Source organism: Bacillus sp. EB01, from assembly GCF_000613125.1.
Lineage (GTDB): Bacteria > Bacillota > Bacilli > Bacillales > Cytobacillaceae > Bacillus_D.
Genome location: NZ_HG964497.1, coordinates 292,823 through 306,219 on the forward strand (window position 1 = coordinate 292,823; position 13,397 = coordinate 306,219).

Sequence of the window (13,397 nt, forward strand, 5' to 3'; positions counted from 1 at the left end):
CCAAGCCTGCACCTAAACCAGCAGCAGGAACGACATTGTACAAGGTACAAGCCGGTACATTCAAGGATCGAGAGAACGCTGACGATCTTGTAAAAAAATTAAAAACCAAAGGCTATGACAGCTTTGTTTTTAAGGATACAGATGGCCTCTTTAAAGTTCAGGCTGGTGCTTTTAAAGAAAAGGAAAACGCCGATGCACTAGCAAAAGAGCTTCTGGCTGACGGGTTCGACACTTTTGCCTATAAAGACTAATACCCGCAGGAGATCCTGCGGGTATTTTTTTATCCAAGTGAATGAATGACAAATCAACCCGTTCGGTTACCCAAAATGTCATTCATTGACTTGATGAATGACAACTCAACCCGTTCCAGCACCCAAAATGTCATTCATGGAACTGATGAATAACAACTCACCCCGTTCCAGCATCCAAGATGTTATTCATAATTTATAAATATATATCAATCCTCTTCACAGCCTCTTCACAGCTGAAAAAAAGACTCCAAGTGACTTTGTTTAACATCAGCCAGTAAAAAACCCGCCCGGCTTCGGCAGCCGGACGGGAGCTATTTCATTCCTTGCGTTTATCAAAAACCGTTTTCTGAACAACCAGGTTGACGAGTGACATGATGATGGCTACAAAGAGCGCCATCCCAAAGCCTGAAATTTCGAAGGCGGAACCCATCAGCTTGTCGGTCATCAGCAAAGTTAATGCATTGATGACAAATAGAAAGAAACCAAGTGTTAGGACAGTAACTGGAAGGGTGAGCAAAATTAGGATTGGCCTGACGATGATGTTCAGAATTGACAGGAGGAAGCTGGCTCCTATGGCTGCTCCGAGTCCCGAAAGCCTGAATTCATCATTGAAGTAACCAGCTATCGCCATAAATAAAACTGCATTGATGGCGATTCCGATAAACCACTTCATTTGCCTCACCCTTCCTAAAACGTTTGATTCATATCACTAGTGTATTCCAGTTTGCCGGAGAAAATGTAGCTTTACTCTTGGCTATCTTTTTTATAAACACTTGCCTTACGGACAGAAATACCGCCAGTCTTCGTTTCAGCAACAATCCTCGAAACCTGTTCTTCTTCCTGAATTGTTTTAAAGCGAAGAAGCTTTTGGACCATTTCACTCTTCTCTTCAATGAGCTGAATTCTGTCTAGGTCAACTTGGAAACCTCCAAGGTTGGATCTCAACTCCCCGTCAACAGCCAGCTCGGCTGGCACGTAAATCTCAATTCCACCTGTAACTGCTTTGGTGGAAAGGAAATCGCAGTCGCCCTGCACCTCGCACTCAATCCCGCCGTTAAAAGTTCTCAAGTCGGCTTTTTTGAATGGGCCGGCAAGCTTGATGCCTCCGTTGATTGTTTCAGCATCGACTCTCTCGACTGCACACCGCTTCAATTTAATATGCCCATTTGCTGTTTCGGCCTCCAGTTTTTCACCGGAAACACCTTTTAAGGATATTTTCCCGTTGCCGGTCTTGGCCTTTAAATCCTTGACCTGCAGATTCTCTCCAGTTACAGGACCATTGAACAGCTTTGCACGGATCTTTTCATAGGAGGCATTTGGAACATAAAGGACTGCATCCAGCTTCATCCACTTCTGGGTGGCAAGCAACTTCAGTTTGCTGTCTTCAACCACGAAGATGACAGAGTCTAGCAGAGCCTTTCTTGCCTCCTCCTGGGTGTCCGCCCTGTAAACCTTTGCCTGGCATTCAATACGGACATCTTCTTGATCGGCCGGCACGATTTTGACCGAGCCGTTTGCAATGCTAACGTCGATATCTGAGAGATTCACGGCGTTGTGCTGGAAAATATGCGAAATTTCAACAGACTGGCCGAAATTCAAATCCAAATCAAGCTCTTTGACCTTTTTAATAACAGTATCCACCAAATCAAAAAGTTTATCTTTTGCTGAGTTATTTTTATAAGATCCATGGGATGAATATTTTTTCTCGGAGCTTTGGTCGACAACGACAGAAAGTTCATTCATGATCTCCTGTTCTTTTTGGTCAGCTGACTTTGACGACTTTTCGAGCTCTTCCAGAAGCGTGATGGCCTCTGTAGCAGACAGGCTGCCCCTCTCCACCAACTCCAATATTCGTTTCCGTTCTTCCTTCATCAAAAAACTCCCCTTTCCGTTCTACAATTAGCATTATGTTTACAAATGATACGTATGAGCCGGTTCTTGAAGTGCTTTGATTCCCATGATAACATTCCAAATCGTGATTCCCAGTACAAGAATGCCATACACAATAAAACCGAGAATGGCGAACACAAACCCAGCCCCAGGTTCCGCTGCAGCCACGAATAGGGCAAGCATGATAATGAACGGAACTCCAGCTATCGGAATAAGATGGGACAGGAATGCCTTTTTGGCATGGCTTTTCGTCACTTCGCTATCAGCGACAAAATAGACTACGCACGGCAGCAGGAATGCTGCAAAAAAGACGCTGAAATAACAAAGTGCCGATAAAACTCTTTGTGTATCCATATGGATCACTCCTCCAAACATAATGTACGTGACAAATGCCTAAAAGTTTCAATTGAAAGGTTATAAATCGTTTCTGACAAGCCTGTGCTTATTTTCAAAATAGCGCTGCAGCCCGCCGGCAAACAGGTTCAAAAACAGAATCGTCAAACCGATGGCCGCTATTGCTGAAAACGGGATCCATCTGTAAATTCTCACATCATCAAGAATGGTCATGAACAACGTAGGCCAGGCATGTGACGTATTGACGACATCATACAAAAAGCGGCTTTCCTGACTGATGAATGTGTGGTTGATAAAAATGTGAATGATGCCCAGCTGTGAAATCAGGAACAGGATACGGCCGATGTCATTGATAACGAGCACAATAATATTTGGTATGACAACCGGCAGATAATAATTCCTGAACATTTTATACGGCGTACATCCTGCGACAATTCCAGCTTCAATATATGGGCGTTTCTCGGTCTGCTTCATATGCTCATGGATGATTTCCGCAACCCGCCCGCCTTCAAGCAAGGCTAGGACAAGCACAAACCAGACCGGTCTGATTTCCGAAAAAAAGATGAAGGGCAGCATAGCAAAAAACGATACAAAAAAAATCGGTGGCATGAATGAAAATAGCTGCTGCCAGGCGTGCATGGCCACTTCCATGAACTTTGAATAAAAGGCGGCAACTGCGAGCGGCACCGCAAACACATACCTCACAACAACAATCGCCAACACGATGAGCAATGTCTCTCCCGCCCCCATAATAATTAGGCTCAGTATATCCACCCCTTTATGGTTGCTGCCAAGCGGATAGCCGTCCATCGGCGGGAATGGAGGCAGAACAAATTTACCTTCCTCTGTTTTAAGAGCTCCAAGTTCCTTCAACTCCGTGTCAACGAATGGAAAATAGGACCCAAAAACAGCCACTAGAGCTACAATCACTAGAAAAAATGCACCAAGCCATAGTCTCCAATTCCATTTCATACAATTAGCTCCTTTCAAGCGGGGAGACCAAATTCTTCCCAATTCCTGCCGCCAGTTTTGCTAGAAAAATAACTCCGGTAAAAAGAATAATATAGCCAGCCGCACCAAATAGGTTTATCGGGTTTTGCTGGCCAATCCCAATCATTGCTGGCGAGGCCACGGTTTCATAGAAAAACAAGGCGGCACCCCGGTAATTTGTCAAATACTCAACAATGAACAAGTTTGATAGAGTATAAAGCGTAATTGTATTTGTATGGCTAAGAATTTTTGGATAACAATTTTTCAGGACATGGCTATACAATACCTTTAGCGATGGCGTTCCTTTTGAAAAAGCAGTGACGATGTAATCCCTGCCCTGTTCATCGCGAATGCTTGAATAGGTGATATTGGCAATATAAAAGATAGGGTAGATTGATAGAAAGGCGATGTTTAAGACTAGTACACTCATAGAGTCGCTTCCATACACCTTCATGTACGGCATAATTCCCCATTCGTATGCGGTCATAATGGCAATTTGAATCATAATGATTAGGAATAAGTCCGGGATCGATAAGAAAACACGAGTTGTTGGCTCGCCAAGGAAGCGAGTTTTTTTGTTACGGAACCGGTAATCAAATACCCCTTTAGCGATTCCCGCGAACAGGCCAATCGCTAGTGCAGGCAGCGCGATTTTCATGCTTTTGGTAAAAGTCCGAACGACATGCACAGTAGCCGAGTGGCCATCCATGACCTCGCCCAGTCCTTTGTTCACTTTGATATATGTATAAAAGTCTTTGAACTGCTGGACGTGATCCTTTAGAGAATATTCATACCGCGCACTCTCAAACGACCCTCCCCGCCCTTCCGTATACACTGTTGTCCTCGGCAAAAATAGCAAAGTCAAAAAAAGGATTGTCGCTACAATCCACAATATACCCTGGCGAACTACAAGGTTTACAATATTCAAATTTCCTTCCCCCTTTTCTCTACGCAACTCTTTATTTGCTTTTCTCCTTTGTTAGTCGAGGTTTCCTTTATTTGTGTTACATTAATTTTACAATTTTGTCAGAATGTTTTCAATTTATTGTAATTTGATGTGTGCTTGGTGATTTTACTGGTTTTTATAAGGTTTTATAGAGTAGCAGCTTACTTATGGGCAGGAGTTGGTGGAGGAGATATCCTTTTGTGGAAAATTGGGTGGGTATGGGCTAACTAGAAAGCTCTGTTGGTGACATTTCAGTGAGTGATTATTCGTAAAACGTGACCAAGAAACCCTATTGGTGACATTTTAGCAGAAAATTTTTTATGAAATGTAACCAAGAAGCTCTATTGGTTACATTTCACTACATAATTTTTGGCAAAACGTTATCAATAAGCCCTACTGATGAGATTGGACTTGGAAAATGCCTATTGGTTGTTTGAGTACTTTTTGATGCTGAGAGAGGCGAAATGTCCTTGAAACTGGTTTCGGAAATTTTTCACACTACCGGTGTTGAGTACAATTTGGTACTTACGGAAGACGAAATGTCCTTGAAATTAGTTTTAAAGGACATTTGGATGCTGTTGTAGAGGCAAAATGTCCTTGAAATCGGTTTTCGAGTACATTTTGATCCCTCCGGTAGGATGAAATGTCCTTGATATGATATGTGGATTCGCGTCGCGGTAAATTGGATGTTTCCAGCCCGAGGATTTCCTCCAGAACTAAAACAAGACCGCGCCTATTCAGCACGGTCCTATTCTAAGCTGTTCTCATTTCGTATGAGCAGCCTGTTTTTCGGTTTCTTCTATTTGCTTTCTCATCCGCTCACGGTCACGCTCTAGGATTGGCTTCAAGTAGCGGCCTGTATACGACTCCGGAACTTCCGCAACTTGCTCGGGCGTTCCAGTCGCGACAATCGCGCCGCCCCTGTCGCCGCCTTCAGGGCCGAGATCGATGAGATAATCTGAAGCCTTAATAACATCGAGGTTATGCTCGATCACCAGAACAGTATCTCCGTTATCAACGAGCCGCTGCAGGACATCGAGCAAGCGCGAAATGTCATCCGCGTGAAGCCCGGTTGTCGGCTCATCGAGGATATACATCGTTTTACCGTTCGAGCGCCTATGCAATTCGGATGCAAGCTTCACCCTTTGTGCTTCACCGCCGGACAAGGTGGTTGCCGGCTGGCCAAGAGTGACGTAACCAAGCCCGACATCGGCAATTGTCTGCAGTTTGCGGCTGATTTTCGGATGGTTCGCGAAAAATTCAACGCCATCGGCAACTGTCATTTCAAGGATATCAGAAATGCTTTTGCCTTTATATTTCACTTCAAGTGTTTCGCGGTTGTAGCGCTTCCCGTGGCAAACTTCGCAAGGGACGTAGACATCCGGCAGGAAATGCATCTCAATTTTGATGATCCCGTCACCCTTGCACGCCTCACAGCGGCCGCCCTTGATATTAAAAGAGAAACGTCCTTTCTGGTAACCGCGAACCTTGGCTTCATTGGTAGATGCAAACAAACCGCGAATATCATCAAAGACTCCGGTATAGGTAGCCGGATTCGACCGCGGTGTACGGCCAATCGGAGACTGGTCAATATCGATGACCTTGTCAAGATGGTCGATTCCCTTGATGCTCTTGAATGCCCCTGGCTTTGTTTTTGCACGATGAAGCTTCTGGGAAAGCGACTTTTGAAGAATTTCATTGACAAGTGTACTCTTCCCGGATCCGGAAACACCTGTAACGGCCATGAAAACACCGAGCGGGAACTTGACATTAATATTCTTCAAGTTGTTTTCCGAAGCGCCCTTGATTTCCAGATAGCGCCCATCCGGCTTGCGCCTTTCGACCGGCAGCGGGATGAATTTTTTACCGGAAAGATACTGGCCGGTCAAGGAGGCAGGATTGTTCATGACCTCTTCAGGCGTGCCCATGGCGACAACCTCACCGCCGTGCGCGCCAGCTCCTGGGCCGATATCAATCAGGTAATCGGCAGCAAACATTGTGTCTTCATCGTGTTCAACGACAATAAGCGTATTGCCAATGTCGCGCATATTTTGAAGAGTACTGATCAACAGGTCATTGTCGCGCTGGTGGAGGCCAATCGACGGCTCGTCCAGGATGTAGAGTACTCCGGTCAGCCGCGAGCCAATTTGGGTCGCAAGCCTGATCCGCTGCGCTTCACCGCCAGATAACGTTCCGGCCGCGCGGCTAAGCGTCAGGTAATCGAGGCCTACATTTTTCAAAAAGCCAAGCCGTTCGCCGATTTCCCTTAACAGCAATCTGGCAATTTGCATTTCCTTCTCTGTCAGGTTAAGCGAAGAAAAGAAATCCAGTGCTTCCACAACGGAATAATCCGTGATTTCACTGATATGCTGGCCTGAAACTTTAACAGCCAACGCTTCCCTCTTAAGTCTGTAGCCGTCGCAGGTTGGGCAAGGCTGCTGTCCCATATATTTTTCCATCTGCTCACGAACCCAGTCAGAGCTTGAATCCTTGTAGCGGCGCTCGACATTTCGAAGAACGCCTTCAAAGACGATATAGCCTTCCTTTACCTGGCCCCAATCATTTTTATATTTAAAATAAATCTTATCGTTTTTTGCACCCTTCAGAATCTTGTCCAGCTGGCTCTTGGGAAGATCCTTGACCGGAACATCCATGTTGATCCCATAATGGTCGCAGACGGCCTTCAGGAGCGATGGATAGTATTGAGACGAAACAGATTCCCAAGGGGCAATTGCATTCTGGTTCAAGGTCAGGTCCTTGTTTGGGATAACAAGGTCTGGATCAACCTCCGTTTTGGCACCGAGGCCGTCACATTCAGGGCAAGCACCAAATGGACTGTTGAACGAAAACATCCGTGGCTCAAGCTCGCCAACTGAGAAGCCGCAGATCGGACAGGCATGGTGTTCGCTGAACAACAGCTCTTCCTGGCCCATAACGTCAATGACGGCTTTCCCGCTTCCGAGCCGGAGTGCAGTTTCCAGGGAATCGGCAAGCCTGGCCTCGATTCCTTCCTTGACAACGACCCGGTCGACGACAACATCAATTGAGTGTTTTTTATTTTTTTCAAGTGAAATTTCTTCACTTAAGTCAATCATTTCACCGTTGATTCGGACGCGGACAAAACCCTGTTTCTTGATGTCCTCAAGAACCTGGACTTGCATCCCTTTCCTGCCGGCGACTACCGGGGCAAGGATTTGCATTTTGGTCCGTTCCGGATATTCCATAATACGGTCGACCATTTGTTCAATCGTCTGTGATGAAATCTCAATTCCATGCTCCGGGCAAACCGGCCGGCCGACCCTTGCAAAAAGCAGCCTTAAATAATCATAAACTTCAGTGACCGTTCCAACTGTAGACCGCGGGTTCCGGCTTGTAGTCTTCTGGTCGATCGAGATTGCAGGCGAAAGGCCTTCAATTGAATCAACATCTGGTTTGTCCATCTGGCCGAGGAACATTCTTGCATAGGCGGACAGCGATTCGACATACCTGCGCTGCCCTTCGGCATAAATGGTATCGAATGCAAGAGAGGACTTTCCGGAACCGGAAAGCCCAGTCACTACGACAAGCTTGTCTCTCGGAATGGTGACATCGATATTTTTCAAATTATGGGCCCTGGCGCCTTTTACGACAAGTTTATCCAATGCCATTTTGTTGTCATCCTTCCGCTTTTAACTCTAGTATCAAATCACGAAGCTCGGCTGCGCGCTCGAAGTTAAGCGCCTTTGCAGCTTCCTTCATTTCTTTTTCCATTTGGGCGATTACGCGCTCACGGTCTTTCTTGGCAAGCTTGGCAAGCGGGGCTGTTGCTGAGTAGTCTTCGCTTTCCTCTGCTGCCTGGGTAGCACGGATTGCTGCACGGATATCCTTCTGAATCGTCGTCGGTGTGATTCCGTGTTTTTTGTTGTATTCCTCCTGGACCGTACGGCGACGCTTTGTTTCTTCAATCGCTATCTGCATCGAGTTAGTGATTTTATCAGCGTACATAATAACATGTCCGTTCGCATTTCTAGCTGCGCGTCCAATCGTCTGGATAAGCGAGCGTTCGGAACGGAGGAAGCCTTCCTTGTCCGCATCTAGAATTGCAATCAGCGATACTTCAGGAATATCAAGACCTTCCCTTAGAAGGTTGATCCCGACCAGGACATCGTATTTCCCAAGCCGGAGCTCGCGGATGATTTCAATTCGCTCAAGCGTCTTGATTTCGGAATGCAGGTAATTAACCTTAATGCCGATTTCCTTTAGATAATCAGTCAGGTCTTCGGACATTTTCTTTGTCAGTGTCGTTATAAGGACACGTTCATTCCGCGCCACACGCTCATTGATTTCCCCAATCAGGTCGTCAATCTGGCCTTCGATCGGACGGACCTCAATTGTTGGATCCAGCAGGCCAGTTGGGCGGATAATCTGCTCGACCATCTCTGGTGTATGCTCGATTTCATAAGGCCCGGGCGTTGCGGAAACGTTAATTATCTGCGAAATATGCTTCTCGAATTCCTCAAACATGAGAGGACGGTTATCGAGAGCGGACGGCAGCCTGAAGCCGTGATCGACAAGCACCTGTTTCCTTGCTTTGTCTCCATTAAACATACCCCTTATTTGCGGAAGGGTAACATGGGACTCATCAATGACGAGCAGGAAGTCTTCAGGAAAATAATCGAGCAGTGTATATGGCGTCGAGCCTGGAGGCCGGAGCGTCAGGTGGCGCGAATAGTTCTCGATCCCGGAACAGAAGCCCATTTCCCTCATCATTTCGAGGTCATATCTTGTCCGCTGTTCAAGCCTTTGTGCTTCCAGCAATTTTTCCTCGGAACGAAGCTCTTCCAGCCGTTCTTCAAGCTCGGCCTCAATGTTTTGAATTGCTATACGGAGCTTTTCTTCGCGGGTTACGAAGTGGGAAGCTGGGAAGATTGCGATATGGTTGCGTTCACCGAGGATTTCTCCAGTCAGTGCGTCAACTTCACGGATACGATCAATTTCATCGCCGAAAAATTCAACCCTTACACAGTGCTCATCACGCGACACAGGGAAAATTTCGACGACGTCGCCGCGAACCCTGAACGTTCCGCGCTTAAAATCAATATCATTCCTGGCATACTGGATATCGACCAGTCTGCGAAGGAGTTTGTTCCGTTCAATTTCCATCCCGGTCCTGAGACTAAGCACCATCTCACTATATTCCTCTGGAGAACCGAGGCCGTAGATGCAAGAGACGGACGCTATGACGATGACATCCTTGCGTTCAAACAATGCGGAAGTCGCCGAGTGGCGAAGCTTGTCAATCTCATCATTGATGCTTGCATCTTTTTCTATAAATGTATCGGTCGAGGGCACATAGGCCTCTGGCTGATAATAATCGTAGTAACTAACAAAGTATTCAACAGCATTGTTCGGAAAAAATTCCTTGAACTCGCTGTAGAGCTGTCCGGCAAGCGTCTTGTTGTGTGCGATAACAAGTGTCGGCTTGTTCACTTCTTTAATAACGTTCGATACAGTGAATGTCTTCCCGGTTCCAGTCGCCCCGAGCAGTGTCTGGATACGCTTGCCTTTATAAATTCCGTCTACCAGCTTCTCAATGGCTTTCGGTTGGTCTCCCTGTGGCGAATACTTGGACACTAGCTCAAATTGGTTTTTCAAATTAAATGCCCTCCAGTAGTCAAAGTGTAACCCGGTCCGCTCCTTATTTGAATGGACGGGCACAAACGAACATGTCCCCTTCCCCTCATAAATGAGAGAAGGCAACTGAAAGGATGCCCGAATTCAATAATCCCGGCATTGTCCCCAAATCTCATACTAACCATTCTACCACAAACTGTATGAAACTAACCAATAATATGCGAACAAATATTCGATTAGTTTCGAGTTTTTCCCAATTTTTTTGAAATAAACCGCGATACGGAAGAATTTCATCCTATGGAGCCTGAATCCTTTGTTGCCCACAAATACATAAACCTTGTGGGCATGCAGGAACGAGCGCCATTTTATAAAAAATAAAAACTCCCGTTAATGGCTCGGGAGTTCGGTTCACTTCATCCCACTCTTAAGGGACAGTATGCCCTAAAGGGCAACTGTCCCTTAAGGTCCGATTGGTTCGACTAACCATCAGCAAAGAACGCTGATGGAAGGCTCACTTTATGTTTGTTTTCCAGGGAATTTCGGTTTGAGGTAGGAGGCTGCCCAAAAACCGGCTGTGAGCGAGAATGCGTCGATGACGATTAGCGCCCAGCTGTCAGTGTAGCCTTTGTAGACGGAGGCAGCAATTAAGGCAACTGTCAGGACGAGACCGATAACCCGGTTATACGTTACCCGCGAAAACAAAAGGACTGTCAGCCCGGGCAGGAAGAATGCCGCCAAGTATTTCATCACCTTTCTACCTCCCTTTCCTTGTTGGGATTACCACTCAATCTTCGACAGGGCAGCGCCGAGATTAGGCTCCATTTGTGTATTGCTGAAGTTGATTCCCTGTTCAACGGCGGCTTGGGCTACTTCCGGGCGCATTCCTGAAAGGATGGCCTGCACACCCAGCAGGTTTAGCCCTTTTATGACCTTGGAAAGCTCGCATGATGCTACTGCATCCATTTCTGGAACTCCGGACAGGTCAATATACAGCCTAGTAATTCGCATATGCGAACTCTGATTTAGGACCGATTCCATGATTGCCTGAGCGCGTTCAATGTCAATTTTACCGATTAAAGGCAGGACGCCGATGCTGCTTGCTATCGGGATAACCGGAGCGCTTAGTTCAAGAATGATTTTTTCCTTTTCAGTTATAAGCTTATTGTGCACTTCATTATAGTGCTCTGAGAATAAGTCCACTACTTTATCAAATGCTATATTGATTTTTTTGGACCAGCGAAAAATATCACCGTGCTTAATGGCCAGGTTATCGTTTTGAGTAACGAAACTTTCAATAAAGTCCAGGAAGACAGCCCTGAAAACACCGAATTGCTTAATGACAAGGTGAAGAGGGACGTTGGAATTTACGCGGTCCTCCGCAACCATCTTTGTCCATGGAATCAGACCTTCCTTGTAGGGCTCTTCTTCCTCTATGAAAACCTTGGAGATATTCGTATTAAATAGTTTGTTTTGCTCGCGGAGCTTTTTAACTAACTCCGGGGCTGCATCTTTGGAATAAAGCGAGCCTGATTCTTTATTCCTGCGGCTTAGCCATTCGTCGGTCATATCCGATGAATGGGACAATAGGTATTCGTATAGGGCTTGGTCTAATTCGTTCATGATAGCCTCCGCAACACAAAAATAGACGAAATAGCAGGCAATTCCGTTCCCTCCTGTCCTCAAGCTCTCTGAGGAGGGCTGCTTGCTTTAACGATTGCTTTTACCTTCATATAATACAGGAAATTCTCTCAATTTGCATGCTTTGCAGGTTTCACTCCATTAAAGGAGGAGAAAATGTAGGGTATGATGCTGATTGGAGGTAATAATTGTGGATGATGTACTGAAGGTGACTTCTCACCGCCCCTATCCTCTGCCGGATTTGCCATGGATGATGACCCAGACATGGGAAAACTTGCTGTTCATGCATTGGCCGGTTGATACATCAGCGATAAGGGCGCTGGTTCCCGCCGAACTTGAATTGGATACGTGGAAGGGGCAGGCATGGCTGACTATTTCGCCGTTTCAGGTAAAGCACCAGCGATTCAGAATACTGCCAGAGATTCCGCTTTTGAATGAGTACCTCGAATTGAATGTGCGGACTTACGTGAAACGCGGCGGGAAGCATGGGGTTTATTTCTTTTCTCTTGATGCAAATTTGGCGCCGGCTGTGCTGGCGGCAAATGGCCTGCTTGCGCTTCCTTATAAGCATGCCGAAATGGAGTTCAAGAGGGCTGGAAAGGATGCCGAAGGAGAAACTGGTTTTCTTTTTACAAATAAAAGAATTTCGGCCGAGAACGGTTTCGGTGAATATCAGGCTGCCTACAGGCCGGAATCCGCTCCTTTTGTATGTGAGCCGGGTTCGCTTGAGCATTGGCTGGTTGAGCGGTATTGTTTGTTCACGACACGGGATGGAAAAGTGCTGCGCGGTGATATCCACCATTTGCCGTGGGATGTGGGTGAAGCGTCGGCTGCAGTGAGTGTGAATACAATGAGCCCGGTTGCGCTTTACGGCGATCCAATTCTTCAATACTGCGAATCGAAAAAAGTGCTGATGTTTCCGTTTGTGGAAGACTAAAGGCTTAATGATTGTGTCCGCAAAAGTGCAAAAATGTTACGCGATTAGCTGATGGAACCAAAAAACTGCCTTCATAGCTTTTTTGCGTTTCTTACAAAAGGAACGCTCTTTTTATCGATTTTCACATTAAAATATGAAACTATTTCTTAGAAATTACGACAAACACATTGGAAGTGATAGAAACCTAAAGGAAGTGGCTTTTTTCAATGTTTTATCGAAGAAAATCTTATCTTGTAAAAAATGAATTTGTTGATTCCCTGAATGATCTTTTTAATGAGTACAATTTTGTGAATCGCCTTAGGCATGGTGCGCGGCTGACCGGCCGCTGGATGGTTCCTGTCGATGCCGATACAACTGAAATCTTCGCAATCTGGGAATATGATAATTTTGAATCCTTCCTGGAGATTGAAGCAAATATCCGCGAGGACGAGGCCCATGCCCAGCAGGTTCAATCCTGGTATGAGGCATACGGAGGCAAGGACTATGTGTTCAAGCAATATATCATCGATGTCCGGGACGAACAGATTAAACCGACGTTTTATGCGCAGGTCCATTAGTTGCATCGAACAGCTTACGAGCCTCCGGTGAAGACGAGTATTGAAAAAGGAAGAGGCAGCATGAATGCCACCCCTTCCCCCTGGCTGGCAAAGCAAGGTTGCCAATAAAAAGTATATAACTGTTCAATCGCGATTATGACTACCTAAACCAAACCCTGCTTGAGCTTCTTGGCAATGAACTATTCCCTAACTCCGATTAAACGTAGCTTGGATACAGAGCG

At 46.0% G+C, this 13,397-nt stretch carries 12 protein-coding genes; 3 read left to right on the top strand and 9 right to left on the bottom strand.

Annotation, left to right across the window (positions count from 1 at the left end):
* A partial coding sequence (locus TY16_RS01310) for an SPOR domain-containing protein (RefSeq protein WP_197028344.1) occupies positions 1-251 on the top strand: 251 nt, incomplete at its 5' end.
* A 316-nt stretch (positions 252-567) separates the two neighbouring features.
* Here TY16_RS01310 and TY16_RS01315 read toward each other — a convergent pair.
* The 9 genes from TY16_RS01315 to TY16_RS01355 all read right to left on the bottom strand — a co-directional run bounded on the left by TY16_RS01315 (position 568) and on the right by TY16_RS01355 (position 11,664).
* Complete coding sequence (locus TY16_RS01315; protein WP_043929873.1) at positions 568-924, bottom strand: phage holin family protein; 357 nt, start codon at positions 922-924, stop codon at positions 568-570.
* Between the two features lie 71 nt (positions 925-995).
* The gene (locus TY16_RS01320; RefSeq protein WP_043929875.1) at positions 996-2,123 is read right to left on the bottom strand and encodes a DUF4097 family beta strand repeat-containing protein; all 1,128 of its coding nucleotides are present in this window, start codon (positions 2,121-2,123) and stop codon (positions 996-998) included.
* Between the two features lie 39 nt (positions 2,124-2,162).
* On the bottom strand, positions 2,163-2,495 hold the full coding sequence (locus TY16_RS01325) for a DUF4870 domain-containing protein (RefSeq protein ID WP_043929876.1): 333 nt from the start codon (positions 2,493-2,495) through the stop codon (positions 2,163-2,165).
* A gap of 60 nt (positions 2,496-2,555) precedes the next feature.
* A complete protein-coding gene (locus TY16_RS01330; RefSeq protein ID WP_043929877.1) occupies positions 2,556-3,467 on the bottom strand; it encodes an ABC transporter permease subunit in 912 nt (303 codons plus the stop codon).
* A gap of 4 nt (positions 3,468-3,471) precedes the next feature.
* Entirely contained in the window at positions 3,472-4,413 is a 942-nt protein-coding gene (locus TY16_RS01335; RefSeq protein WP_043929878.1) for an ABC transporter permease subunit, read from the bottom strand.
* A 782-nt stretch (positions 4,414-5,195) separates the two neighbouring features.
* Positions 5,196-8,078 carry an excinuclease ABC subunit UvrA gene (gene uvrA / locus TY16_RS01340; protein WP_043929879.1) on the bottom strand — a complete coding sequence of 961 codons (2,883 nt, stop codon included), beginning with the start codon at positions 8,076-8,078 and terminating at the stop codon, positions 5,196-5,198.
* Positions 8,079-8,085: 7 nt separating this feature from the next.
* A complete protein-coding gene (gene uvrB, locus TY16_RS01345) occupies positions 8,086-10,065 on the bottom strand; it encodes an excinuclease ABC subunit UvrB (RefSeq protein WP_043929881.1) in 1,980 nt (659 codons plus the stop codon).
* A 495-nt stretch (positions 10,066-10,560) separates the two neighbouring features.
* On the bottom strand, positions 10,561-10,791 hold the full coding sequence (locus TY16_RS01350; protein ID WP_043929882.1) for a CsbA family protein: 231 nt from the start codon (positions 10,789-10,791) through the stop codon (positions 10,561-10,563).
* Positions 10,792-10,821: 30 nt separating this feature from the next.
* On the bottom strand, positions 10,822-11,664 hold the full coding sequence (locus TY16_RS01355) for an STAS domain-containing protein (protein ID WP_052342552.1): 843 nt from the start codon (positions 11,662-11,664) through the stop codon (positions 10,822-10,824).
* A 208-nt stretch (positions 11,665-11,872) separates the two neighbouring features.
* Here TY16_RS01355 and TY16_RS01360 point away from each other — a divergent pair, with 208 nt between their 5' ends.
* Together TY16_RS01360 and TY16_RS01365 are read left to right on the top strand one after the other, a co-directional pair.
* Positions 11,873-12,619 carry a YqjF family protein gene (locus tag TY16_RS01360; protein WP_043929883.1) on the top strand — a complete coding sequence of 249 codons (747 nt, stop codon included), beginning with the start codon at positions 11,873-11,875 and terminating at the stop codon, positions 12,617-12,619.
* 206 nt (positions 12,620-12,825) lie between these two features.
* Positions 12,826-13,176, top strand: coding sequence for an NIPSNAP family protein (locus TY16_RS01365; protein ID WP_043929884.1), 351 nt, complete (start codon positions 12,826-12,828; stop codon positions 13,174-13,176).
* Positions 13,177-13,397 lie beyond the last annotated feature (221 nt).